The sequence below is a fragment of the Pilimelia terevasa genome, from assembly GCF_014647915.1.
Lineage (GTDB): Bacteria > Actinomycetota > Actinomycetes > Mycobacteriales > Micromonosporaceae > Pilimelia > Pilimelia terevasa.
This window is the reverse complement of sequence record NZ_BMQC01000021.1, coordinates 23,523-46,815: the sequence shown is the minus strand read 5'-3', so window position 1 is coordinate 46,815 and position 23,293 is coordinate 23,523. Positions and strand designations below refer to the sequence as shown.

Sequence of the window (23,293 nt, the reverse complement as noted above, 5' to 3'; positions counted from 1 at the left end):
GACTGGGGGGGGGCGGGACTCAGGCGGACGGGCTGGACGCCGCCTGGAGCGCGGGCAGCGCCGCGCGGCCGGTCGCGGGTCTGCGCGCACCGGCGCGGCGGGCCTGGTCGGTCGCCCGGCGGTAGACCACCTCGTAGCGGTGGGCCATGAGGTCGGCGCCGAAGGCGGCCCGGACGTGCGCGACGCACGCCTGCGGATCCAGCTCCGGCGTGCGGTGCAGGGCCGCGGGCAGGTCGTCGACGGTGTCGCAGATCCAGCCGGTGACCCCGTCGACCACGACCTCCGGCACCGAGCCGCGGCGCAGCGCGACGACCGGCCGCCCGGAGGCCATCGCCTCGATCATCACCATGCCGAACGGCTCCTCCCAGCGGATCGGCAGGATCAGGCAGCGGGACCGCGCCAGCAGTCGCAGGCTGGTCTGGCGGTCGGCGTCCAGGACGACCTCGACGTCGTCGCCCAGCATCGGCCGGATGACGGAGTCGAAGTACCGCCGCTCGGCGGGCTCGCTGCACTTGCCCGCCAGGACCAGCGGCACCCCGGCCCGGCGGCACGCCTCGATCGCCAGGTCGGCGCCCTTGTCCGGGGACATGCGGGCGAGCCACAGCGCGGGCCCGTCGGTGGCCGGGCGGGCCACGAACTGGCTCAGGTCGACCGCGTTGTGGACGGTCGCCAGCCAGTCCAGGTCCGGCCGCGACTGCCGCTGCGACCGGGAGATGGCGACGGGGCGCACGCGGTCGTCGAGGTTGGCCAGGAAGTCGCCCAGCTCGCCGACCGGCGACCCGTGGACCGTCACGACCGTCGGGCTGCCGTGGTGGTACGCGGTCAGGGGGCCGGCCGGGGAGTGGTCGTGTACCACGTCGAAGGCGCCGCGGCGCAGGATCCGGCCCACCCGGGCGGCGTGCAGGGCGGCGGGCATGACCTCGCCCAGCCGCTGGTGCTGCGGCTCGTCCATCAGGCTCACGAACGTACCGGCGGTGCCGCACCGGCTGCCGGCGCCGAGTACCACGACGTCGTGCCCGCGGTCGCTGAGCTTGTCGATCAGCACGCTGCACATGGCCTCGATCCCGCCGTAGCCGGCGGGCGGCAGCTCGTACCACGGCGGCACCACCATGGCGATGCGCAGCGGCCGGGACGGCGGGCGATCGATGGGCTTCACGATGGCCATGGCGTCGTCTCCTCGGTGCGGGCGCGGGCCCGGCATGGCCGGAGCGCGGCGGGTGTCGAACGGTGCGAACTAGCAGATTCAAGACTCGTCGCCGGGGGCCGGGGGCGCGTCATCCCCCACGGGCGATTGCCGACCCCGGCGGGGGCGAGCCGGGGCGCCGACCATCCGCCGCGGATGGCGCCGGGCGCCGCCGGTGTCGGCTCCAATGAGGTCCCGGACAGGACCGTTCCTCCTGCCGCCCGACCTGAATGGAGTCGACCCGGATGGATGCCAGGACCACCACCGTGCAGGAGCTGAGCCGCCGACGACTCGAACCGGCGCCCGGCGGCCCGGGTCCGACGGTGAAGTTCGTGATCCCCGGCCCCGGCGGGTGCAGCTGGCTCGTCCGGGCCGACTGCGGGCAGGGGGAGCGGCCGCCGCGGGACGGCCCCGACTGCGTGGTCACCGCGACCGAGCCGGTCCTGCGGGCCCTGCTCACCGGGCGCGCCAACACCCTGGCGGCGGTGCTGCGCGGGGAGGTCGCGGTCTCCGGCGACCTGGACGTCCTGGTCGCGCTGCAGCGCCTGTTCCCCGGCCCGCCGGCCGGTTCGCGGGGCGGTGCGGCATGACCGCGGAGGTCCGCATCCTGGACGGGAACACGTTCGTCGTCAGCGACGGCAGCGGCGACATCGCCGCCTCGCCGACCGACACCGCCGGGCTCTTCTCCTACGACACCCGGTTCCTGTCCCGGTGGGTCCTGACGGTCGACGGGCGGCGGCTCAGCGCGCTGTCGACGGACGACATGCAGTACTTCGAGGCGCGCTTCTTCCTCGTGCCGGCGTCCGGGACGGTGTACGTGGACGCGAAGCTGTCGGTCATCCGCCACCGCACCGTCGCGCGCGGGTTCCGCGAGCGGCTGACCCTGCTCAACCACGACCAGAACCCGGTGACGCTCACCGTGTGCATCGAGGCCGGCAGCGACTTCGCCGACCTGTTCGAGATCAAGGACGCCCGGCCGAAGGTGGGCGACTACTACACGCGCACCCGCGACGGCCGGCTGGTCCTCGGCTACGAGCGCGACACGTTCCGGCGGGAGGTCGAGATCTCGACCAGCGAGCCGGCGCTGGTCGCCGGCGACTCCCTGACCTTCGAGGTCCGGCTGGAACCGCACGGCGAGTGGAGCACCGAACTGGACGTGGTGCCGCGGATGCTGCGGGCGGACGGCCAGCCGGTCGTCGCCGTCGACCGGCCGGTGCGCGGCGTCGAGAGGATGCGCCAAGACCTGAGCGAGTGGCAGGCCGGCGCGCCGCAGGTCGGCTGCGACTGGAAGCCGCTGGAGGCGACGTACGGCCGCAGCATCGTCGACCTCGCGGCGCTGCGGTTCTCGCCCGTGATCGCCGACGGCCGGAGCCTGCCCGCGGCGGGCCTGCCCTGGTTCATGACCATGTTCGGGCGGGACAGCATCTTCACGAGCCTGCAGGCGCTGCCGTTCACGCCGGAGCTGGCCGCCACCACACTGTCGGTGCTCGGCCGCTGGCAGGGCAGCCGGGTGGACGACTTCCGGGACGAGGACCCGGGCCGGATCCTGCACGAGATGCGGTACGGGGAGCTGAGCGCCTTCGAGGAGCGCCCGCACACGCCCTACTACGGCACGGCCGACGCGACGCCGCTGTACGTGGTGCTGCTGGACGAGTACGAGCGGTGGACCGGCGACACCGCGCTGGTCGGCCGGCTGGAGGGCGTCGCCCGCGCCGCCCTCGACTGGATCGACGACTACGGCGACCTGACCGGCCGCGGGTACGTGTCCTACGAGCGGCGCAACGCCCGGACGGGGCTGGAGAACCAGTGCTGGAAGGACTCGTGGGACTCCGTCTCCTACCGGGACGGCCGGCTGCCGGGCTTCCCGCGGGCCACCGCGGAGCTGCAGGGGTACGCGTACGACGCCAAGCTGCGCGGCGCCCGGCTGGCGCGCGCCGTGTGGGGCGACCCCGCGTGGGCCGACCGGCTGGAGCGGGAGGCGGCGGCGCTGAAGGAGCGGTTCAACCGGGACTTCTGGGTCGCCGACGGCGGGTACTACGCCCTGGCGCTGGACGCGGACGGCAGCCGGGTGGACGCCCTCGCCTCGAACATCGGCCACCTGCTGTGGAGCGGCATCGTGCCGCCGGAGCGGGCCGCCGCGGTGGCCGAGCACCTGCTCGGGCCGGCGTTGTTCTCGGGCTGGGGCGTGCGGACGCTGGCCGAGGGGGAGGGCCGGTACAACCCCGTGGGCTACCACGTCGGCACGGTGTGGCCCTTCGACAACTCGATCATCGCGTGGGGGCTGCGCCGCTACGGGTTCAAGGAGGAGGCGGCGCAGATCGCCGCGGGCATCCTCGACGCGGCCGAGTACTTCGACGGCCGGCTCCCGGAGGCCTTCGGCGGCTACGGCCGCGAGCTGACCCGCTACCCGGTGCAGTACCCGACCGCGTGCAGCCCGCAGGCGTGGTCCACCGGCGCGCCGCTGCTGCTCCTGCGCACCATGCTCGGCCTGGAGCCCGCCGGGGAGCACCTGCTCGTCGACCCGGCCCTGCCGAAGGGGATCGGCTGGCTGGAGCTGCGCGACATCCCCGGCCGGTGGGGGCGCGTCGACGCCTTCGGCCGCGGCCGGGTCGAGACGCCCCGCGCCGGGCCCGGCCGCCCGTCCGCGGGCGCATAGACCTTTCCGAAATGCGTGGCCCCGGCGGTTGGTGGGACCGCCGGGGCCACGCTCCCCCACGCCCACCCCCGTTTCTCGGCAGCAGGCTGGAGCACCCATGGCGATGCACGACACGGCGGCGCGGCCCCCGCGCGCGCTGCGGAAGGCTCTCCTCCCGCTGGCGCTCGCGCAGTTCATCTGCAGTTTCGCCGGCTCGAACATGAACGTAATGATCAAGGACATCAGCCGCGACCTCGGCACGACCGTACCGGGCGTGCAACTGGCAATAACGATCTTTCTGCTGGTAATGGCGGCGCTGATGATTCCGGGCGGGAAACTCACGGACCGCTACGGCCGGAAACGGTGCCTGACCGCGGGTCTGGTGATTTACGGGGTCGGGACCCTCGTCAGCGTCGTGGCGCCGGGACTGCCGGTGCTGATCCTCGGCAACTCGATTCTCCAGGGCGTCGGGACCGCGCTGCTGATCCCGCCGGTGTACATCCTCACGACACTGCTGTTCACCGACATCCCGGCGCGGGCCCGGGCCTTCGGCGCGATCAGCGCGATGGGCGGCATCGGCGCCGCCGCGGGACCGCTGATCGGCGGCCTCATCACCTCGGCCCTGAGCTGGCGGGCGGCCTTCGCCTTCCAGGCGCTCATCATCGTGGTCATCATCGCGCTGAGCCGGCGGTACGTGCGCGACCCGCTGCCGGCCGACCCGGACCGGCCGTTCGACACCGGCGGGGCGGTGCTGTCGGCGCTCGGCCTGCTGCTCGTCGTGACCGGGATCCTCGCGGTCGACGACAACGGCTGGCTGGCGGCCGCCCTCGCCGGCTGCGGGGTGGGCGTGCTCGCGCTGTTCGTCGCCTGGGTGCGCGCCCGGGAGCGGGCCGGGCGGGAGGCGCTGCTGTCGACCGCGCTGCTGCGCAGCCGTACCTCCAACCTCGGCATGGTCACGCAGAACGTCCAGTGGCTCATGCTGATGGGCACGTCGTTCGTCATCGCCGCGTACCTCCAGGTCGTCCTCGGCTACAGCGCGATCGCCACCGGTCTCGTCACGACGGCGGCCACCGCGGGCCTGCTGCTCGCGTCGCTCGCCGCCGAGCGGCTGGCGAAGCGGCGGCCCCAGCGCACGCTCATCGTGGCCGGGTTCGCCACGACCATCGGCGGCATCGCCGCCCTGCTGCTGCTGGCCGCCGCGTGGAGCGGGGTGGGGGCGCTGCTGCCCGGCCTGTTCCTCATCGGACTGGGCATCGGCGCCATGCTGACCCCGTCGGTCAACGTCGTGCAGTCCAGCTTCGGCGAACAGTTGCAGGGGGAGATCTCCGGGCTGTCGCGGAGCGTGTCCAACCTCGGCTCGTCCCTGGGCGCGGCCCTGGCCAGCACCATCATCCTCGCCGCCGCCACCTCCTCGCCCGGTACCGCGTACGCGGTGGCGATGGTCGCCGTCGGGGCGGTGGGGCTGGTCGGGCTGGGGGCGGCCCTGCTCCTGCCGCGCCCGGCCGCGGCGCCGGACACCCGGTGATCCGGGCCGGGTCGTCGACGGAGGCGACGGCGGCGGCCATCTACGGCGTCATCGTCGGCGCGGCGGTGATGGCGGCAGCCCCGCAGGACTCGGCCGCGGCGGTCGTCCTCTCGGTGGCCGCGACGCTGGTCATCTACTGGGCGGCGGAGCGGTTCGCCCGGATGGTGGCGGCGCGGATCCACGAGGGCCGGCGGCCGCCGTGGCCGGTGATCCGGGCGCAGCTCTCCCAGGGCTGGGAGCTGCTCACCGCCTCCGCGCTGCCGGTGGCGGTGCTGGTGGCGGCCCGGCTGCTGGGGGCCCCGGTCGCGGACGCGGTGACCGCCGGGCTGGTCTGCAGCACGGTGCTGCTGGGCGGTGCGGGGTGGCAGATCGGCGCCGACGGCCGGCTGACCGCGGCGGAGCGGGCGGCGGCCGCCGCGCTCGTGGGCGGGCTCGGCATCGGCATGGTCGTCCTGAAGACGCTCCTGCACTGAGCGGCGGGTCGACCCACCGGACCGCGCCGCGGTGGCGCGGTCCGGTTCCGGGCGTTGCTCAGCCGCTCAGCGGCGCAGCGCCCGCCGCTTGAGCTGGGCGAACTCGTCGGCCGAGATCCGGCCGCGGTCGTGCAGTTCGGCGGCGGCGGCGATCTCGTCGGCCGGCCGCCGGCCCGTCGCGGCGCCCCGGTCGGCGTCGGCGTAGCCCGCGTGGTCACCGGCGCCGACAGCGGGCTCCTTCGGCGTGGCGACGACGAGGTAGATGAGGATGCCGATCAGGGGCAGCAGGACCATCAGGGCGATCCAGCCCGCCTTCGCCCAGCCGGACAGGTCGTCGCGGCGGACGATGTCGGCGAAGAGCGCGATGAACATCCAGATGACGGTCACCCAGAAGAAGAACGCGATCGTCGCCCAGAGGAAGTTTCCGAACGTCCAGTACATGGCAGTCTCCCGAATGTGTGAGGGTGGAGCCGCTGTCGCGTGTGGACGCGGTCCCACCCATGCTCGGCCGCGGCGCAGAGACCGACGTCATCCTTATCGGGTGAGATGAATAGCCTGTTGCCGTCCGCGCCATGCGCGCCTTCTCGCCCGATTCGGGCGATGCGCGGATGCGGGAAAAAGGCCAGGCTGACCTCGATCGCTTGTTTCCGACCATTCGGGGTCTGTCGTGACTAGTACGCTTCCGCTCTCGATTCCCTTCACGGACCGGCTGGAGCCGGCCGCGGAACTGACCATGGCCGGCGGGCAGCCCGTCCTGCCGTCCAAGTTCGCCGTGCCGGGGCCGCCGCGGCTCCCGGTCGCACGGATCCGCCTGGCGGAGCGGCTCGGCCGCTGCGTGCGCAATCCGGTCACCGTGGTGACCGGACCCGCCGGCAGCGGCAAGACCGAGGCCGTCGCGGCCTGGGTGCGGGCCGGGGCGGGCGGCCACCCCGCGGCGTGGGTGACGTTCGAGCAGGAGGACGACCACCCGGTCGTCTTCTGGACCTACCTGGTGGAGAGCCTGCGGCGGTCCGGGCTGACGCTGCGCCGCACGCCGATGGACCTGGTCGGCACCGCGCACGGCCAGCCGACGGCCATGGCGCGGCTGGCCGCCGACCTCTCCGGCCAGCCGCGGCCGGTCACCCTCGTCCTCGACGGCGCGTGCACCGTCCCGGGCAGCACCTGGGCCGACGAGCTGGACTTCCTCGTCCGGCACGCGGCCGGGCTGCTGCGCCTCGTCTTGATCGGACGGTCCGACCCGCCGCTGCCGCTGCACCGCTACCGGGTGGCGGGGACGCTCAGCGAGGTCCGCGGCGGCGACCTGGCGTTCACCGGGCCCGAGGCGGGGGAGCTGCTCGCCCGGCACGGGATCGCCCTCGCGCCCGACGGACTGGCGGACGCGGTGCGGCGCACCGAGGGGTGGGCGGTCGGCCTGCGGCTGTTCGCGATGGCGTGGCAGGGCCGCCCGGGGGCCGACGGCGCCCCGCCGACGCTGCGCGGCGACGAGGCCGGCGTCGCCGAGTACTTCGTCCGGGAGGTGCTGCGGGCCCAGGGCCGCGACGTCCGGGACTTCCTGCTGCGGACCAGCATCCTGGAGACCGTGACCCCGGAGCTGGCCCGGCTGCTCACCGACCGGCCCGACGCGCAGCGGCTCCTCGCCGAGCTGGCCCGGCAGAACGCGTTCGTCGAGGTGGTCACCGAGCAGCCGCCCGCGTACCGCTACCACGGCCTGTTCGCCGAGCTGCTGCGCACCGTCCTCGCGGGCGACCAGCCGGGCCGGGTGCCCGAGCTGCACCGGCGCGCGGCGGGGCGGCTCGCCGCCGACGGCCGGCCGCTGGACGCGGTCGGCCACGCGGTCGCCGCGGGCGACTGGGACGCCGCCGCCGACCTCGCCGTCGAGAGCTGCGCCGTCCTGCGCCTGCTCACCGGCGGCCCCGGCGACCGCCTCGCCGACCTGTTCCGCGACCTGCCGGCCGACGCCCCCGGCCCTGCCGCCGCGCTCACGGCCGCCGCGCTCGCGTACGCCCGCGCCGAGACCGACGCGGCCGCCGACCGGCTCGCGGCGGCCGAGCGGTCGATGACCGGTACCGGCGCCACGCCGTCGCGGCGGATCTGCGCGGCGGCGCTGCACGGCCTGCTCGCCCGCGCCGCGGGGGACGCGCCGGGGATGCAGGCGGCCGCGGGGCGGATGCGGGTGCTGCTCGCCGAGCTGTCCCCCGCCGCGCGCGAGCGGCGCGAGGAGGTGCGCGCGTTCGCGCTCCTGCTGACGGGCACGGCGCAGAGCTGGACGGGCGCGGCCGACGAGGCGGCCGCGACGCTGACCGACGCCGCGGCCGCCGCCGGGGCCTGGCCGGCGCTGCGCCCCGGCTGCCTGCGCGACCTGGCCCTGCTGCACGCCCACCGGGGGCACCTGAGCCGGGCCGCCGCGCTGGTCGACGAGGCGGCGGGACTACCCGCGGACACGGCGGCCCCGACGCCGCCGGACGCGGCCGACGACGGGGCGGCGACGGCCGAGGTGGTGCGTGCCTGGGTGGCGACGGAGCGGTACGACGTCGAGCGCGGCTGGCGCCACCTGCGCGCGGCCGAGCCCCTCTGCCGCGCGCCGCGCGCGGGCGCCGCGGCCGCCGCGGCCGCGCTGGTGCGGTCGCGGCTGCTGCGCGCGCGGGGCGAGCCGCGGGAGGCGCTGGCGGCGCTGGCGGGCCTGGGCGGGTCCGCGGTGCCGCAGTGGGCGCGGCGGGAGGCGGCGCTGAGCCGGGCCAGGATCCTGGCCGCGGCGGGCCGGGGGGACGAGGCCGCGGCGACGGTCGCCGGGCTGCCGGGCCCCGAGCTGCCGGACTGCGCCGTCGTCCGGGCCGGGGCGCTGCGGGTGGGCGGCGACCGGGACGGTGCGCGCCGCCTGGCCGCGGCGGCGGTCGACGTGGCGGGGGCCGTCGTGCCGGTGCGGCTCGACGGCTGGCTGACCCTGGCGGGCCTGGCCGCCGACGACGGCGACGCCGAGGCGGCCTCGGGGGCGCTGCGGCGGGCGCTGCGCCTGGCCGAGCCCGAGGCGCTGCGGCGGCAGCTCCACGAGGCGGGGCCGCAGCTACGCCGGCTGATGCGCGACGGGGTGCCGGCGGGGCGCCGCGGCGCCCCGGCCGCCGACCGCGCGCGGCCGGCCCGCGCGCCCCGGCCGCGCGCGGCGCCGGTGGAGAAGCTGAGCGGGCGGGAACTGGAGGTACTGCGCCACGTCGAGGCGATGCTGCCCACGGAGGAGATTGCCGGTGCGCTGTACGTGTCGGTCAACACGGTCAAGACCCACGTGCGCAGCATCCTGCGCAAGCTCTCGGCCTCCCGGCGCACCGAGGCGGTCCGCCGCGCCCGCGAGCTGGGCCTGCTCTGACCGCACACGGAAGCGGTGGTGTCGCCGGCCCGCGCGGGCCGGCGACACCACCGCCTCACTCAGCTACGGCGGCGCGCCGCGCGCCGCGCGGCCCGGCGTCCGCTGCGCCGGGCGATCCTGCGAGTGCCGAACATGTCGCTCCTCCCTTCTACCGCGCGCCGGCGGTCTCGAACTGGTTCAGCCGTGCCGCGTCGTCGGCGTTGAGCAGTCCGATCTCGACGAGGTCGACCGGGCTGACGAACGCGTCGTCCACGCGCCAGCCGCCGGCGTGGGCGATGGCGTCGCGCAGCGGTACCGCCCAGTGGTGCTCCAGCAGCAGCAGCGCCGCGGCGGAGTCGTCGGGCATGTCGCCGACGACGTCCCACGCCTGCTTCTCGTCGAAGACGGTGGCGCCGGCCGCGGCCGCCTCGCCCCCGGCCCGGGCGCCGGCCCGCGCCCCCTCCTCGCCGTCGACGCCGAGGCCGACGAGCGCCCCGACCTTCGTACCCAGTTCTATCGCCTCCTCGGTCGTGAGGTTGCTCAGGTGCTCGACCTCCACGTGTCCGGTCGCGTCCTTGTAGACGGCCAGCGCGTCGATGACGCGCACGGCGTTGTTCTCGCGCAGGCGTTCCAGTTCCGCGATGACCTCCCCGGTGAACTTCGGGTGTCTGAATCCCAGTACGACGAGCTGGACGGGCCCGATGGCCATGCTCTCCTCCTCGTTTGCTGTAGGCGGTCCGTACCCCTCCAGCATCGGCCGGGGGGTGTCGCGCCGACCTCCTCCGGCCGGAGTGACCGCGCCCGCGGCGGGCGGGTGCGGGGCCGGGGGCGGCTCATCCGTCCGGGGTGACGCCCCCCGGACCGGCGCGGCGTTTGCTGGAGGCGAATGCGGACCAACACCGACGCGATGGGGAAGCTGGACATGACGGACACGCGGAACATGCAGACGACCGGGCGCTTCGACGCGAGCTACGTCAACCCGGTCGAGCGACAATCCTCGGGCTGGGTCGGCCTCATGGTGTTCGCCGGAGCGCTGTTCCTGATGCTGGGGGCGTTCCACGCGATCATGGGCCTGGTCGCGGTCTTCGACCCGGGCTACTACCTGGTCACCGGCGGCGGCCTGGCGGTGACCCTCGACTACACGGTCTGGGGCTGGGTCCACCTCGTCTTCGGCGCCCTGGCGTTCGCCACCGGAATCGGCGTGCTGTCGGGCCGCACGTGGGCCCGGGTGGTGGGCATCTGCGTCGCCGTGCTCAGCGCGGCGGTGAACCTGGCGTTCCTCGCGGCGTACCCGCTGTGGTCGGTCATCGTCATCGCCCTCGACGTGCTGACCGTGTACGCCCTCGCCACGCACGGGCGGGAGATGCGCAACCCGTACCGCTGACCGCGCCCGCGACGCGGAGCCGCCCGAGCGCGGGCGGCTCCGCGTCCCGGTGGTCCGGTGCTGGGCGAAGGAGGAGCCAGGGTGTACGAGCGCGTGGCCACACCGGCCGGTCAGGTCTGCGGCGGGCCGGTCACCGGGGCGCACCCCGGCGGGCCGCGTCCGGCGCCGCCGCCGGCCGGCGCGTCCGGCGGCCGGTTCGGCCGGCCGCGCCTGCCCGAGCCGCACCTGCCGCGGCCGCGGCTGGTGCGCGCGCTGGACGCCGCGCTCCGGCGCCCGGTCACCCTGCTCAGCGCGGCCGCCGGCAGCGGGAAGACCGCGCTGCTCGCGGAGTGGGCCGCCACGGGCCGGGCGCCGGGACCGGTCGCCTGGCTGAACCTGGACCGCGACGGCGGCACCGCCGCCCGGTTCTGGTCGGACGTCGCGGCCGCCCTGCGCCGGGCCGGGGTGGCGGACGTCCCCGCACCGGCCGGCCCCGCCGCCGGGGACGCGGCGCAGGTGCGCCGCATCATCGCGGCGACCGAGCGGCTGTCCCCGCCGGTGGCCCTGGTGCTGGACAACGTGGACGCGGCGGCGGACCCGGGCGTGCTCGCCGCGGTGGGCGTGCTGCTGCGGTGCGTGCCCGACGGGCTGCGGCTGGTCCTGGCCGCGCGTGCCGACCCGGCGCTCCCGCTGCACCGGCTGCGCGCGGACGGCCTGCTCGACGAGATCACCGCCGACGCCCTGGCGTTCACCGACGAGGAGGCGGCGGACCTGCTCGCGCTGCACGGGGTCCCCGCCGGCCCCCGCGAGCTGCGCGCGCTCGCCGGCCGTACCGAGGGCTGGGCCGTGGGCCTGACCCTCGCCGCCCGGCACCTGCGCGGGCCGGGGCGCCGCGACATCGAAAGCTTCGCGGGCGACCGCGCGGCGGTGGCCGCGTACCTGACCGGCGAGGTGCTGGCCGGGCAGCCGCCCGCGGTGCGCCGCTTCCTGCTGTACACCAGCATCGCGGGCCGCGTCAGCGGCGAGCTGGCGGACGCCGTCGTGGGCGGCGGCGCCGGACAGGCGGTGCTCGAACAGCTCCAGCGCGCCAACGCGCTCGTCACGGCCGTACCCGGGCACCCCGGCTGGTACCGCTACCACCCGCTGCTGCGCGACCTGCTGCGCCACCGGCTCGCCGTGGAGGAGGCCGCCGCGCTGCCCCGGCTGCACCGCCGCGCGGCCGCGTGGTTCGCCCGCGGCGCCGACCACCGGGCGGCGCTGGCGCACGCCGCCGCCGCGGGCGACTGGCCGTTCGTCGGGCGGCTCGTGGTGGCCACGCCGGCACTGTCCCTGCTGCTGACCGCCGACGGGTCGGCCGCCGACGGCGGCCCCGGCGACGGCCCGGCGCCCGCCGCCGTGCTGGCCCGGATACCGGCCGCGCAGTTGCCGGCGACCCCGGAGCTGATGGTCTGCGGCGCGCTGCGCGCCTTCCACGCGGGCGACCCGGACGCGGTCGCGCCGTGGCTCGCCGACGCCCGGCGCCTCGTCGCGGCCCGGGCGCCCGCCGAGCGCGCGGCCGTCGAGATGGCGGTCCGCGGCCTGGAGGTGGAGCTGGCGCGCCGCCGGGGCGACATGCGGGCGCTGGGGTCCGCCGCCACGGACCTGCTCGGCCGGCTGGCCGACACGGGGCCGCGGCGACTGCCGTCGACCGCGCAGCACCGGGCGATCACCCTCCACAACCGCGGCATCAGCCTGCTGTGGAGCGACGACCTCGGGCGGGCGGACCGGTACCTGTGGTCGGCGGCGATGACGGCGCGCTCCGCGGACCTCGACCTGCTGGAGGTCGACGCGGTGGGCCACCTGGCCGTGGTCGGGTACGCCCAGGGCGCGCCGGGGGAGAGCCGGTACCAGGCCGACGCCGCCGACGACCTCGCCGACCGGCACGGGCCCGCCGCCGCGCGGCACGCGGTACCGGGGCACCTCGCCGTGGCCCTGACCGCGGTCGAGCAGCACCGGCTCGCCGAGGCCGACAGCGCGCTCCAGCGGGGTGCCCAGGCGCACCGCGACGCCCCCGAGCCGACCCTGCGCACCGCGCTGCGGGTCGCCCGGATCCGACTGCTGCTGGCCCGGCAGGAGTGGGCGGCGGCGCGGACCGCGATCGCGCGGACCCGCCACGAGGCCGCCGGCACGCCCCTGCCCCGGCTGCTCGAACGGTGGCTGACGCAGGTCGAGGCGGAGCTGCTCCTGGGCACCGGGGAACCCGGGCGCGCGGCCGCGGTCCTCGTGGCGGCCGGGCGGCGCGGCCTGGGTCAGCGCGAGCGGGTGTGCCTGGCGCGCGCGGCGGCCGCGCTGGGCCAGACGAGCCGGGCCGAGGGGCTGCTGGCCCCGGTGCTCGCCGCCGCGACGGACATGGTGGCCACGGTGGAGGCGTGGGTCGTCAGCGCCCAGCTCGCCCAGCGGCGGCGGCGCGTCGGCGCGGCGGTGCGCGCCATCGCCAACGGCGTGGAGCTGGCCCTGTCCGACGGCCTGCGCCGCCCGTTCCTCAACCTCGACCGGCGCGACGCCCTGGCGGTGCTGGAGCCGTACCTGCTCCGGCGCGCCGACGGCCACGACTTCGCCGCCGAGCTGGTGGCGGCCCTGGCGGCGACGCGGCCGGCCGCCGGGGGCACCGCGCCCGCCGGCACGGAGCTGAGCGAGCGCGAGCGCGACGTCGTGCGGCACCTGCCGACGATGTTCACCGTCGCCGAGATCGCCGAGGAGCTGCACGTGTCGGTGAACACCGTGAAGGCCCACCTCCGCTCGATCTACCGCAAGCTCGACGTGTCGCGGCGGCGGGACGCGGTCGAACGGGCGCGCGCGCTGAGCATCCTGCCCTGACGCCCCGCGCCCCGTGCGCCGCGTCCCGCCGCGGCCCGCCGCCGGGTCAGGCGCGGGCGCCGCGCCCGACGAGTGTGACGGCCGCCTCGTAGCCGGCCAGCAGGACGGCCACCGCGAGCAGCGCCGGCCAGGAGCCGAGCAGCAGCGCGGCCGCCGCGGCCGCGACGACGCCCGCGACCCGCAGCGCGTCGAGGTGGCGCCGGACCCACGCCGGCCCGCGGCCGGCCAGCGCGCGGCCGGCGCTGCGGGTACCGCGGGCGACCGCCCGCCCGCCCCGGGCCACCGCGCGCCGCAGCCACGTCGGCAGGCGGCCGGGGCCGACCAGGTACATGACCACCGTCAGGCCGGCACCCAGCCAGACGAGCTGTTCGCCGCGGGTGCGCAGCAGGGCGGTCACCGTGCTGGTCGCCGCGGCCACGCCGTCGCGGTACGTCCCGGCCGGGACGGCCGCCAGCAGCTCCCCCCGGGCGGCGCGCAGGGCGGCGGTCACCGCCACAGCGGCCAGCACCAGCCAGATGCCGAGCTGCGCGAGCGTCCGGCGCCGGCCGGGGGAGACCAGCAGCGCGAGGGCGAGCAGCCCGACCGCGGCGGCGGCCAGCCCGGCGACGGAGCGGCGCAGCACCACCACGGCCTCCTGCGCGGCGCGCAGCCGGCCCCCGTCGTACACGGTGAACTGGGCGAAGTTCGCCGGCAGCGTCACGCCGAGCGCGGCCTCGACCCGGCGCCGCAGGTTGTCCGGTATCTGGCCGCTGGTCAGGTCCGGCAGCGAGAGCCGGCGGCCGAACAGGGTCGGCATCTGCGCGCTGAGCTGCCGCAGGACCTGGTTGATCAACGGCAGCAGGTCGATCCGCACGTGCCCGTCGCCCGCCGTCACGACCGTGCTCGTACCGTCGAGGACCGCGACGGCCTGGCGGTGCAGCCGGCGGTTCGCCTCCACCCAGATCCGCTGGAATGCTTCGCCGCCCACCACCTTGTCGACCGTCCCGGCGACGGACTGGCGCACCTGCGAGGTCAGCGGGCCGGCGGCGAAGGCCGCCTGGTCGGGCAGCACGGCGCGCAGCCGCCGCTCCACGTCCAGGACGTCGAAGAGCTGGTCGGTGGCGTACCGGGACACCGCGGCGGCGACGGCCGGCTGTTGGGGCAGCGGGGCCACCGCCCGCACCCAGCGGTCGGTGTCGAGGGCCGTCGCGGCCGCCCACAGGCCGACCGTGCCGGCCACGACGGCCAGCGCCACCACCGGGGCGAGCACCGCGGCCGCGGCCCGCCGCGCCGCCGCGCGCAGGGCGGCGCGGCGCCGCCGGTCGTCGAGCCGGCCGCGCAGCGCCGCCACCTCGTCGCGCAGCCGCGCCGCCTCCGCGTCGGCCGGTGTCGTGCGGGGACTGGACATGGGCACTCCCTGGACTCGGGGGCGCGGAGTCCGCGCCCCGCCCGCGATTGCCACCACCCTCCCCGCGGGGCCTGCCGGCTGGCTCACCCGGCCGGGATGATGCCCGCCGGCGGGCCGGCGGCGCCCAATGGAGTGACGTCGGCGCGTGCCGCACAGGACGCGCCGAACCGCGAAGGGAAGGGCAGACAATGGCAACGCTGGTCGCCATCGGATACACCGACGAGCACACCGCAGCCCTGGCCGCCGAGGAGGCACGCCGCCTGGCGAAGGACCTCATCATCGAGCCGGACGCTATCGCGAGCATCGTCCGTGACCGGGAAGGCAAGTTCCACGTGACGACGAGCCACCACGAGGTCGGCGAGGGCAGCATGTGGGGAATGTTCTGGGGGTTCCTGTTCGGAATGCTCTTCTTCGTGCCGTTCCTCGGCATGGCCGTCGGAGTGGGACTCGGCGCCCTGATGGGCAAGATGAGCAAGGGGGTGACCGACCGGGAGTTCGAGAGCCGCGTACAGGAGATGATGGAGCCCGGTACCTCGGCGCTGTTCCTCGTGATCGAGCGCGCCACGCCGGACAAGGCCGTCGCGCAGCTCAGCCGGTTCGGCGGCACCGTGCTGACCTCCTCGCTGTCCAAGGAGGTCGAGGCCGAGCTGCAGCAGTCCCTGCACGGCCAGCCTGTGGCCGCCGGAGCGCGGTGAACGGGGTCCTGACGATGATGCGGATGAGAAGGCGGCGGAGCGCGTTCCGCGGGCTCGCCGCCGCGGTGGAGACGGCCGCCGGCCACGCCGGTGAGGGCCTGTACGCGGCGGGGCGGGGCGTGGCCAACCACGCCCTGGACATCGGCTGGCGGACCTGGGAGGGCGCGGTCGACTCGGGCCGGCGGGCGTACGTGGCCATGCGCGTCTACCGGGGTCGCTACTACGCCAGCGCCCGCCCGCCGATGGAGTACGCGACGGCCGGCGTCGTCGTCGGGCTGGCGGCCGCGGCGGCGGTCGCCACGGTCGCCCGGGTGGTGCGCCGCGGGCCGGAGGACGGACCGGGCGGCGGGCACCGCCTGGCGGACGCGGCGCTCGCGGCGGCCGCGGCCGCCACCGGGAGCTGGCGCCGCGACGCCCCGACGGCGGAGCCGCGGCCGCCGCGTCCGGCGCCGGAGGGCGGCGGTGTCCGGCCGCTCGCCCCGATGGCCCGGCACGCCGCGGGGACGCCGCGGCGCCGGTTCGACCCGGCGGCGGCGGCCTAGCGGCCCGCCCGGCGCCTGCGCGCGGGTCACCCCGTAGCGGCCCGGTCACCCTCCGCGGGGTGGCCGGGCCGCACCACGCAGCGGAAGCCGAGGTTCGACGTCGACGTGTCGACCGCGTGCGGCATCCGCGCCGCCGGCCGGTAGCGGCGGCAGTAGTTCGGCGCGCACAGGTGGGAGCCGCCCTTGAGCACCTTGCGGGGCACCGGGTCCTCCGGGTGCGCCGCGTCGCGGCTGCCGGCCTGGTGCCCGCCGCGCGGGTCGCGCACCGCGCAGCAGCCGCGGGGCGGCTCGTGGCCCGCGTACCAGTCCGCGGTCCACTCCCACACGTTGCCGATCATGTCGTACAGGCCGTGGCCGTTCGGCGGGAACACCCCCACCGGCGACGTCCCCACGAAGCCGTCGGCGGCGGTGTTCTCGACCGGGAACTCGCCCTGCCAGGTGTTGGCCAGGTGGACCCCGTCGGCGGTGAACTCCTCGCCCCAGGCGTAGGTGGCCCCGTCCAGGCCGCCGCGGGCGGCGAACTCCCACTCGGCCTCCGTGGGCACGTGCTTGCCCGTCAGCATGGCGAAGGCGGCTACGTCGGCCCACGCCAGGTGTACCACCGGGTGGTCGGGGATCGCCGCGGCCGAGGAGCCCGGGCCGCCCGGGTGCCGCCAGTCCGCCCCGGGGACGTAGCGCCACCACCGGCTGAGGTCGTCCAGGTGGGCGCCCGCGGAGGGGTCCGGCGCGACGAAGACCGCGGAGCCGGGGACGTGCAGGGCCGCGGCCGCCCCGGGCGCACCCCGCTCCGGGGTCCGCTCGGCGAGGGTCCGGTAACCCGTCGCCCGGACGAAGTCGTCGAAGTCGCGGTTGGTGACCGGGTGCCGGTCGATCCAGAACCCGGGGACGGTCACCGGGTGCGCCGGCGCCTCCTCGGGGTACTGGTCGTCGGCGCCCATCAGGTAGGTCCCGCCCGGTATCCACACCATGTCGGCGGTGACGGTGCTCGCGGCGAGGGGGGAAGTCGTCATGGGTCCATGGTCGGCCCGCGGGCAGGGCCGGCTCATCACCCCCGCCGGGTGAGCCGGCCGCCGCGCCGCCGCTTCTCGCCCCTGGCGGATGAGGCGCCGCCGCCCCGCCCGGTGGACAGTCGACGTACCGGAAGGGGGGTGCCGGGGGAGGAGTAGGCCGCCGCGGATTTCGCGGCGGCCTACTCGCGTCCGCGCTCCCCGCGGCGCCGTGAACCCGCCCCGGTCGCCGGCCCCGCGCCGCGTCACCCGGACCGGCCCGCGACCACCCTCTCCGGATGAGTTTGTCGGCCCGGCCGCGAGCCAGGATTCCCCTACGACACCGATCACCCAGGAGGAACGATGATGCTCTTGTCCGACAGGTCGCCGGCCCCTGCTGCGGCGCCGCACGTCCTTCGACTCTGCACCCCCAAGCGCCGCGACCTGCTGGCCGCCGGCCCCATGGCCGTCGGCCCCGTCGCGGCGGCACCCGGCCGCCGCGCGGTGGCCCCGGCCGGCGCGACCGGCCGCGGCGCCGCCGCGCGGGCCGGCGTGGGCGGCCAGCCGGCCGACGACCCGGGCGTCCTGGTGCGACTCGCCCGGCTCGCCGACTGAGGTGCGGCGGCAGCGGGGCGGGGGCGGCGGGGTCACCGGCTCGCCGTCCCTGTCCCCGTCGCGCGGGACGCCGGGGGCGCGGGTTCCCCGCGCCGCTGGCGGGGCAGCAGGTTCAGCTCGCGCGCCCGGCGGGCCGCCGCGCTGCGCCCCGGCGTACCGAGCTTGCGGTAGATGTTGCGCAGGTGGGTCTTCACCGTGTTGACCGACAGGTACATGTCGTCGGCGATGTCGTCCGAGGACAGCCCCGCCGCGAGCCGGTCCAGCACCTCGGTCTCCCGGTCGGTGAGCTCCTCGACGACCGGCGCGGCAGCGGGGTCCTCTGCCGGGCGCGGGCGGGGGAAGGCCAGCCAGTCGTGTCCGGACAGGACGTCGGGCCGGATCTGGATCAGCCGCCGGACCCAGGCCCCCTCCTCGATGACCGGGCGCCTGCGCTGCTCGGGCCGCCCGCAGTCGAGGGCGTCGCGCAGCGCCCGGGCCGCGGCGGCGACGTCGCCGGCCGCGAACGCCAGGCGGCCGAACGTCAGGGCGATCATCTGCCGCAGCGGCGGTCGGGCGTCGAGGCCGCGCAGGTCGACCAGGGCGCGGCGGGCGCCCGCCGGGTCACCCTCCTCGGCCCGGGCGCAGGCCAGCAGGAGCGTGCGCTCCGGGCCGTCCGACACCGTCTCCAGCTCCCGTCGGGCCGCCGCCCCGTCGCCCTGCACCAGGTGCACCCGCGCCGCCGTGAGGTCGACCGCGTCGCTGGCCGGTCCCGATGAGCGCCAGCGGCGCAGGTTGGCGCGGGCGCCCGCGAGGGCGGCGACGGCCCGCGGGATGTCGCGGCGCCGCGCGGCGATCTGCGCGCGCAGCAGGGCCAGCGCCGTGGCCGTCGGCGGGTCGTCCTGCGCGGTGGTGGTCGCCGCCGCGCGGGACAGGTGCTGGCTGACGAGGGCCATCTCGTTGCGCAGGAACGCGACCCCGGCCAGGGCCGCGCTGGCCGCCCCCGCGCGGGCGGCCGGCGCCAGGTCGACCGCGTCGGCCAGGGCCAGCGCCTGCTGCGCGTACGCATCGACCTGCTCCAGGGTGCCGTCGGCCAGGTGCAGCAGCGCGAGGTTCGCCAGCGCGTCGTGGGCCAGGTGGGCCGCGTCGGGCTCCGCGGCCGCCGCCTGCGTGAGGAGGGCGCGCGCCTCGGCGAGCCGGCCGCTCCACATCTCCGCGACGCCGGTGTGGCACAGCAGCAGCGCGCGGAGCTGCGCGGCGCCGCAGGCCGGCGTCGGCGGCAGTTGGCCGCGCAGCACGTCGACGGCGGCCGCCGCCCGGCCGGCGGCCTCGGCGTCGCCCGCATAGCGCGCCAGCACGACCTCGGCGACGCGGAGCGCGAGCTGGGCGGCGCCGCTGCCGGGCGGGTCGCCGCGCAGGCCGTCCCGCGCGGCCGCGGCCGCCGCCCGCGCGGCCGCGAGGTCGCCCGCGGCCAGCGCGAGGACCGGCCGCAGCGCCCACGCCGCGGCCGCCGCCTCGTCGGCCGGCAGGCGGGCCAGCACGGACCGGTACGGCGCCGCGGCGGGCGAGACCAGGCGGGGTACGCCGATGTCGGCCACGGCGAGGTCCGCGGCGAACGCCCACGCCCCGACCCGGGTGGCGTGCTCCAGGGACTCGCCGACCCTCCCCCGCTCCCGGTACCAGCGGGCGGCCTCCAGGTGCAGCGGCCGGACCAGCTCCGGGTGCCAGGTCGCCAGTTCGTCGCGCAGCATCGCCCGCAGCGGCGCCCGGCAGCGGAACACGCCGTCGTCGACGGTCTGGACGAAGGCGTTGGCGCGCGCCAGCTCGTCCAGGACGACCCGCGCGTCGTCGCGGCCGCTGAGCCGGATCGCCAGATCGGCGTCGATCCGCTCGACGATGCTGGTGCGCAGCAGGACCTCCCGCGCGCGCGGGAGCTGCGCGTCGAGGATCCCGCCGCGCAGGTAGTCGGCCATCGCCCGTCCGCCGGCCCGGCGGGCGCTGCCCGGGGCGGGGTCGCGGCCGTGCGCGGCGAGCGCGTGCAGGCAGACCCCGGTCACCCAGCCTTCCGTGCGGGCGTGCAGGGCGGCGGTACCGGCCGGGGACAGGTCCAGCCCGTGCGCGGCCACGATGTCCGCCGTCTCCCCGGCGGTGAGGGCCAGGTCCTCGGTCTGGATCTCGACGAGCTCGCCGGCCAGCCGGTACCGGTACAGCGGCAGCAGCGGCGCGCTGCGCCCGACGACGACGAGCCGAAGCCCCGGCGCCGCGTACCGGAGCAGCGTGTCGAGCTGCGCGGCGACCGTGCGGTTGGTGATGACCTCCGCGCGGTCGATGATCACCGTCAGCGGCCGGGTGCGTTCCGCGACCAGGTCGGCGGCGAGGCGCCGCAGCGCGGCCCGGTCGATCCGGTCCGGCACCGCCAGCCCGGTCGGCGGGTGCGGCTGACCGGCCCGGATCGCCTGGAGCAGGTAGGCCCAGAAGGTCGCCGGTGCGTTGTCGCGCTCGTCCAGGCTGAGCCAGGAGGTCGGGGTGGCGGCCCCCGCCGTCCGGGTCCAGTGCGCGACCAGCGCGGTCTTGCCGTAGCCGGCCGGGCCCGTCACCGCCACCACCGGGGTGTGCGCGGCCGCCCGGAGCCGCGCGGCCAGCGCGGCGCGGACGACCATCACCCGGGGGAGGCTGGGGACGGCGAGCTTCGCCGCGATCAGATCGCCGACCCGGCTGGGGCCGGGTGGGCCTGCGTCGTCGCCGGCCGGCCGGCTCACCGCCCCGCCCCGGCGTGCGCGCCGCGTCGGCAGGCCGCGCGCGTCGCGGGACGACGCGAGGACCGGGTATGCGGCGCGGAGCGGCCGATCGGCGCGCCCCGTTCGCTGTTTTCGACCGCCATGCGAGCTTTATAGGGACCGGGTGCGGAGCGCGTCAATGCGGAGGCCGCCTCCCCGTTCACCCGTAACGGGTGAATGTGGCCGCCGACCTGACCGGCCACGCTCCGGCGCTAGGACCTCGGGCCGCACTCGCCCGCGATCAGGTTCAGCTCCCGCGCGCGCCGGGCGGCGGCGCTGCGCCCGGTCGCCCCCAGCTTGCGGTAGATGTTCTTGAGGTGGGTCTTCACGGTGTTCACCGACAGGCCCATGGTGCCGGCGATGTCGCGGATCGCCACGGCCTCGGACAGGTGCCGGAGCACCTGCGCCTCCCGGTCAGTCAGCGGCTGCGGCAGTCCACCGGCGACCGGCGGGGCGCCGTCCGCCGCCCGCGCCGTCAGCCACGGGTGGTCCCGCGCGATCGTCGCGTTCCCCCGCAGCAGCGGCGGCGCCCACGTACCCGAGTCCGCCACGGCGCGCCGCCGGCGGTCCGGGCGGCCGTAGTCGAGCGCGTCGCCCAGCGCCCGGGTCGCGGTCGGCACGTCGCCGGTGGCCGCCGCGAGCCGGCCCAGCGCCAGGGCGGCGTACTGGAGGGCGCTGGGGCTGGCGTCCGGCCCGGCGACCCGGGCCAGCGTCGCCCGCGCCGCCTCGACCTCGCCGCGGGCCTCCAGCAGGTAGCCCTCCGCGACCGTCCGCTCGGCCCGGTCCCCGATCCGGTCCACGCAGCCGCGGGCCGCGGCGAGGTCGCCCACGATCAGGTGGGCCCACAGCGCGGTGAGTTCGATGCGGTCGCTGATCAGCCGCGGCGGCCGGGTGCGGCGCAGGTGCGCCCGCGCCGCCCCGGTGGCGGCGATCGCCGCCGCCCCGTCGCGGCGCGCGCAGGCCACCCAGGCGCGGATCAGCGCGAGCGTCATCGCGGTGGGCGGGTCGGTGCGCGCGGTCAGGGTCGCGAGCGAGTCGGCGGCGTGCTGCCGCGCCGCCGGCAGGTCGTTGCGGACCAGCGCCGTCGCCGCCAGGGTCGCGCTCGCCGCCCCGACCCGCTCGGCGGGCGGGACGCCCGCGCGCTCGGCGAGCGCGATCGCCTGACCGGCCAGCGCGTCGGCCTCGGTGGTGCGCCCCTCGTACATGCTCAGCAGCCCGAGGTGCCCGAGGGCGTCGTGGGCGCTGAACTCGACGCCGGCCACCGGCGCCGCCGCCGCCCCGGTGAGCGCGGCCCGGGCCGCGTCGAGCCGGCCCGCCCACAGCAGCGCCACGCCGAGGTTGGCGTCGAGGAAGCGTCGGGTGCGCGCGGCGTCCACGCGGACCTCCGGCGACGCCTGCGCGTATCGTTCGGCCGCCGCGGCGGCCGCGTCCCCGTCCCCGGTCAGCCGCGCCACGGCGACCCGCGCGACCTCGACGGCGGCGCGGCGGCGCGGCGTGGCCCCGGCCGCCCGCCCGGCCCGCTCCAGCGCCGCCCCGGCCCGCGGGACGTCGTGGCCGGCCAGCGCCAGGACGCAGCGCACCAGTTCGGCGGCGGTGTCGCGCGCCGCGTCGGGCAGCGCCGCCAGCCGTTCGCGCACCGGCCGCGCGCCGGGCGCCGCGAGCAGGGCCGCCACCCCCACCCGGTCGACCGCGACCGCGGTGGCGAACTCCCAGTCGCCGCCGCGCACCGCGTGGGCGACCGCCGTCGCGGGGCTGCCCCGCTGCGCGTACCACCGGGCCGCGGTGGTGTGCAGTCGCGCGACGAGGTCGGGGCGGCTGCCGACGAGAGCGTCCAGCAGCATGGTGCGCAGCGGCTCGCGGTACCGGAACTGCGCCCCGTCGGCGTGGGCGACGAAGCTGTTCGCCCGGGCCAGCCGGCTGAGGATCGCCCGGGCGTCCGACCGGCCCGTGAGCTGGTCGGCCAGGCCGGGGTCCACCCGGTCGAGCAGGCTGGTCCGCAGGAGCAGGTGGCGCACCCGGGCGGGCTGGGCGTCCAGCACCTCGGTGCGCAGGAAGTCGGTGACCGCCTGCCGGCCGAGCGGGTGGGGGAGGACCGCCGGCCCCACGCCGGACCGCAGCGCGAGCGCGTGCAGGCACACCCCGGTCATCCAGCCCTCGGTGCACGCGTGCAGGGCGCGGATGTCCGCGTCGGGCAGGTCGGGCACGCCGTGGGCGCGCAGGATCTCCGGTACCTCGTCGGCGTCCAGCGCCAGGTCGGCGGGGCTGATCTCCGCGACGTCGCCGGCCAGGCGGTGCCGGTGCAGCCACCCCACGTTGCCGCCGCGGCCGCACAGGACCAGGCGCAGGCCGGACCGCGCGTACGCCACCAGCAGGTCCAGTTCGTGGGTGAGCGCCGGGTCGGTGATCAGCTCGACGCGGTCCAGGACCAGCACGACCGGGGTGGCGCGGTGGCCGAGCGCGGTGGCCACCCGCCCGGCGATCGCCCCGTCGACCCGGCCGGTGGGCGGCAGCGCCCGGGCGGCGCCGGGGGCGTGGCCGGCCAGCGCGGCGAGCACGTGCGGCCAGAAGCGCTGCGGCGTGTTGTCCTCCTCGTCGAGGGTCAGCCACGCCACGGGGCCCGGCGCCTGTCCACTGCGGACCCAGTGCGCGACGGCGGACGTCTTGCCGGCCCCGGGCGGCCCGAGGACCGTGGTCACCCGGCGGCGCGCGACGGCCGCGAACCTCGTCGCCAGCCGCCGGCGGGTGCCGTATGTCGGCGGCAGCGGCGGTACCGTGATCTTGATTGCCGGCAGATTCGGCGTCGCGGAATCTGCCGCGCCGCCACCGGCGACGGCGCGCGGGAGATCGGCGGGAATGACGGAAGCGGGGCTCAGCCCGATCATTTATCTGTCCACAGTAGGTGATTGACCTGGGGTGACCATCTGTTCTGGTGAGGAGTAGGCG

17 protein-coding genes are annotated in these 23,293 nt (G+C 77.3%); 10 read left to right on the top strand and 7 right to left on the bottom strand.

What is annotated here, in order from left to right:
- Positions 1 to 19: 19 nt before the first annotated feature.
- Positions 20 to 1,165 (bottom strand): glycosyltransferase family 4 protein, encoded by a 1,146-nt coding sequence (locus tag IEY75_RS19160; RefSeq protein ID WP_189115776.1) that lies wholly within the window; start codon positions 1,163 to 1,165, stop codon positions 20 to 22.
- Between the two features lie 263 nt (positions 1,166 to 1,428).
- On the opposite strand from IEY75_RS19160, the gene IEY75_RS19155 reads away from it, so the two are divergent.
- The 4 genes from IEY75_RS19155 (at position 1,429) to IEY75_RS19140 (ending at position 5,816) form a co-directional block, all read left to right on the top strand.
- The gene (locus tag IEY75_RS19155; RefSeq protein ID WP_189115775.1) at positions 1,429 to 1,773 is read left to right on the top strand and encodes an SCP2 sterol-binding domain-containing protein; all 345 of its coding nucleotides are present in this window, start codon (positions 1,429 to 1,431) and stop codon (positions 1,771 to 1,773) included.
- The gene (locus IEY75_RS19150; RefSeq protein ID WP_189115774.1) at positions 1,770 to 3,839 is read left to right on the top strand and encodes an amylo-alpha-1,6-glucosidase; all 2,070 of its coding nucleotides are present in this window, start codon (positions 1,770 to 1,772) and stop codon (positions 3,837 to 3,839) included. Before IEY75_RS19155 ends, IEY75_RS19150 begins: the two co-directional genes overlap by 4 nt.
- A 97-nt stretch (positions 3,840 to 3,936) precedes the next feature.
- Complete coding sequence (locus tag IEY75_RS19145) at positions 3,937 to 5,343, top strand: MFS transporter (RefSeq protein WP_229789911.1); 1,407 nt, start codon at positions 3,937 to 3,939, stop codon at positions 5,341 to 5,343.
- A complete protein-coding gene (locus IEY75_RS19140; protein WP_189115773.1) occupies positions 5,340 to 5,816 on the top strand; it encodes a hypothetical protein in 477 nt (158 codons plus the stop codon). Before IEY75_RS19145 ends, IEY75_RS19140 begins: the two co-directional genes overlap by 4 nt.
- A gap of 66 nt (positions 5,817 to 5,882) precedes the next feature.
- Here the strand turns inward: IEY75_RS19140 and IEY75_RS19135 are convergent, their stop codons facing one another.
- Entirely contained in the window at positions 5,883 to 6,257 is a 375-nt protein-coding gene (locus tag IEY75_RS19135) for an SHOCT domain-containing protein (RefSeq protein WP_189115772.1), read from the bottom strand.
- Between the two features lie 226 nt (positions 6,258 to 6,483).
- Between IEY75_RS19135 and IEY75_RS19130 the strand changes: the two genes are divergently transcribed.
- Positions 6,484 to 9,174 (top strand): winged helix-turn-helix domain-containing protein, encoded by a 2,691-nt coding sequence (locus IEY75_RS19130; RefSeq protein WP_189115771.1) that lies wholly within the window; start codon positions 6,484 to 6,486, stop codon positions 9,172 to 9,174.
- A 148-nt stretch (positions 9,175 to 9,322) separates the two neighbouring features.
- Here IEY75_RS19130 and IEY75_RS19125 read toward each other — a convergent pair whose 3' ends face one another.
- Positions 9,323 to 9,862 (bottom strand): hypothetical protein, encoded by a 540-nt coding sequence (locus tag IEY75_RS19125; protein WP_189115770.1) that lies wholly within the window; start codon positions 9,860 to 9,862, stop codon positions 9,323 to 9,325.
- 213 nt (positions 9,863 to 10,075) lie between these two features.
- Here IEY75_RS19125 and IEY75_RS19120 point away from each other — a divergent pair, with 213 nt between their 5' ends.
- Positions 10,076 to 10,537, top strand: coding sequence for a DUF7144 family membrane protein (locus tag IEY75_RS19120; RefSeq protein ID WP_189115769.1), 462 nt, complete (start codon positions 10,076 to 10,078; stop codon positions 10,535 to 10,537).
- A gap of 81 nt (positions 10,538 to 10,618) precedes the next feature.
- Positions 10,619 to 13,372: a winged helix-turn-helix domain-containing protein gene (locus tag IEY75_RS21350; RefSeq protein WP_189115768.1), complete on the top strand. Its 2,754-nt coding sequence runs from the start codon at positions 10,619 to 10,621 to the stop codon at positions 13,370 to 13,372.
- A 46-nt stretch (positions 13,373 to 13,418) separates the two neighbouring features.
- Here the strand turns inward: IEY75_RS21350 and IEY75_RS19110 are convergent, their stop codons facing one another.
- Entirely contained in the window at positions 13,419 to 14,759 is a 1,341-nt protein-coding gene (locus IEY75_RS19110; protein WP_189115767.1) for a hypothetical protein, read from the bottom strand.
- 188 nt (positions 14,760 to 14,947) lie between these two features.
- On the opposite strand from IEY75_RS19110, the gene IEY75_RS19105 reads away from it, so the two are divergent.
- Both IEY75_RS19105 and IEY75_RS19100 read left to right on the top strand, forming a co-directional pair.
- Complete coding sequence (locus IEY75_RS19105) at positions 14,948 to 15,454, top strand: DUF1269 domain-containing protein (RefSeq protein ID WP_189115766.1); 507 nt, start codon at positions 14,948 to 14,950, stop codon at positions 15,452 to 15,454.
- 23 nt (positions 15,455 to 15,477) lie between these two features.
- Positions 15,478 to 15,996: a hypothetical protein gene (locus IEY75_RS19100; RefSeq protein WP_189115765.1), complete on the top strand. Its 519-nt coding sequence runs from the start codon at positions 15,478 to 15,480 to the stop codon at positions 15,994 to 15,996.
- A gap of 26 nt (positions 15,997 to 16,022) precedes the next feature.
- On the opposite strand, the gene IEY75_RS19095 is transcribed toward IEY75_RS19100, so the two are convergent.
- Positions 16,023 to 17,006 (bottom strand): formylglycine-generating enzyme family protein, encoded by a 984-nt coding sequence (locus IEY75_RS19095; protein ID WP_229789909.1) that lies wholly within the window; start codon positions 17,004 to 17,006, stop codon positions 16,023 to 16,025.
- 339 nt (positions 17,007 to 17,345) lie between these two features.
- Between IEY75_RS19095 and IEY75_RS19090 the strand changes: the two genes are divergently transcribed.
- Entirely contained in the window at positions 17,346 to 17,597 is a 252-nt protein-coding gene (locus tag IEY75_RS19090) for a hypothetical protein (protein WP_189115764.1), read from the top strand.
- A 32-nt stretch (positions 17,598 to 17,629) separates the two neighbouring features.
- On the opposite strand, the gene IEY75_RS19085 is transcribed toward IEY75_RS19090, so the two are convergent.
- Entirely contained in the window at positions 17,630 to 20,332 is a 2,703-nt protein-coding gene (locus IEY75_RS19085; protein WP_189115763.1) for a winged helix-turn-helix domain-containing protein, read from the bottom strand.
- A gap of 230 nt (positions 20,333 to 20,562) precedes the next feature.
- Positions 20,563 to 23,232 carry a winged helix-turn-helix domain-containing protein gene (locus IEY75_RS21345; RefSeq protein WP_189115762.1) on the bottom strand — a complete coding sequence of 890 codons (2,670 nt, stop codon included), beginning with the start codon at positions 23,230 to 23,232 and terminating at the stop codon, positions 20,563 to 20,565.
- Positions 23,233 to 23,293: the final 61 nt, after the last annotated feature.

What these genes read in the sequence shown, in the direction of transcription:
- IEY75_RS19105 (WP_189115766.1), top strand. Translation starts at nt 14,948, where the DNA reads ATGGCAACGCTGGTCGCCATCGGATACACCGACGAGCACACCGCAGCC.
- IEY75_RS19125 (WP_189115770.1), bottom strand. Translation starts at nt 9,862, where the DNA reads ATGGCCATCGGGCCCGTCCAGCTCGTCGTACTGGGATTCAGACACCCG.
- IEY75_RS21345 (WP_189115762.1), bottom strand. Translation starts at nt 23,232, where the DNA reads ATGATCGGGCTGAGCCCCGCTTCCGTCATTCCCGCCGATCTCCCGCGC.
- IEY75_RS19145 (WP_229789911.1), top strand. Translation starts at nt 3,937, where the DNA reads ATGGCGATGCACGACACGGCGGCGCGGCCCCCGCGCGCGCTGCGGAAG.
- IEY75_RS19095 (WP_229789909.1), bottom strand. Translation starts at nt 17,006, where the DNA reads ATGACGACTTCCCCCCTCGCCGCGAGCACCGTCACCGCCGACATGGTG.
- IEY75_RS19155 (WP_189115775.1), top strand. Translation starts at nt 1,429, where the DNA reads ATGGATGCCAGGACCACCACCGTGCAGGAGCTGAGCCGCCGACGACTC.
- IEY75_RS19110 (WP_189115767.1), bottom strand. Translation starts at nt 14,759, where the DNA reads ATGTCCAGTCCCCGCACGACACCGGCCGACGCGGAGGCGGCGCGGCTG.
- IEY75_RS19090 (WP_189115764.1), top strand. Translation starts at nt 17,346, where the DNA reads ATGATGCTCTTGTCCGACAGGTCGCCGGCCCCTGCTGCGGCGCCGCAC.
- IEY75_RS19120 (WP_189115769.1), top strand. Translation starts at nt 10,076, where the DNA reads ATGACGGACACGCGGAACATGCAGACGACCGGGCGCTTCGACGCGAGC.
- IEY75_RS19100 (WP_189115765.1), top strand. Translation starts at nt 15,478, where the DNA reads ATGAGAAGGCGGCGGAGCGCGTTCCGCGGGCTCGCCGCCGCGGTGGAG.
- IEY75_RS19150 (WP_189115774.1), top strand. Translation starts at nt 1,770, where the DNA reads ATGACCGCGGAGGTCCGCATCCTGGACGGGAACACGTTCGTCGTCAGC.
- IEY75_RS19135 (WP_189115772.1), bottom strand. Translation starts at nt 6,257, where the DNA reads ATGTACTGGACGTTCGGAAACTTCCTCTGGGCGACGATCGCGTTCTTC.
- IEY75_RS19160 (WP_189115776.1), bottom strand. Translation starts at nt 1,165, where the DNA reads ATGGCCATCGTGAAGCCCATCGATCGCCCGCCGTCCCGGCCGCTGCGC.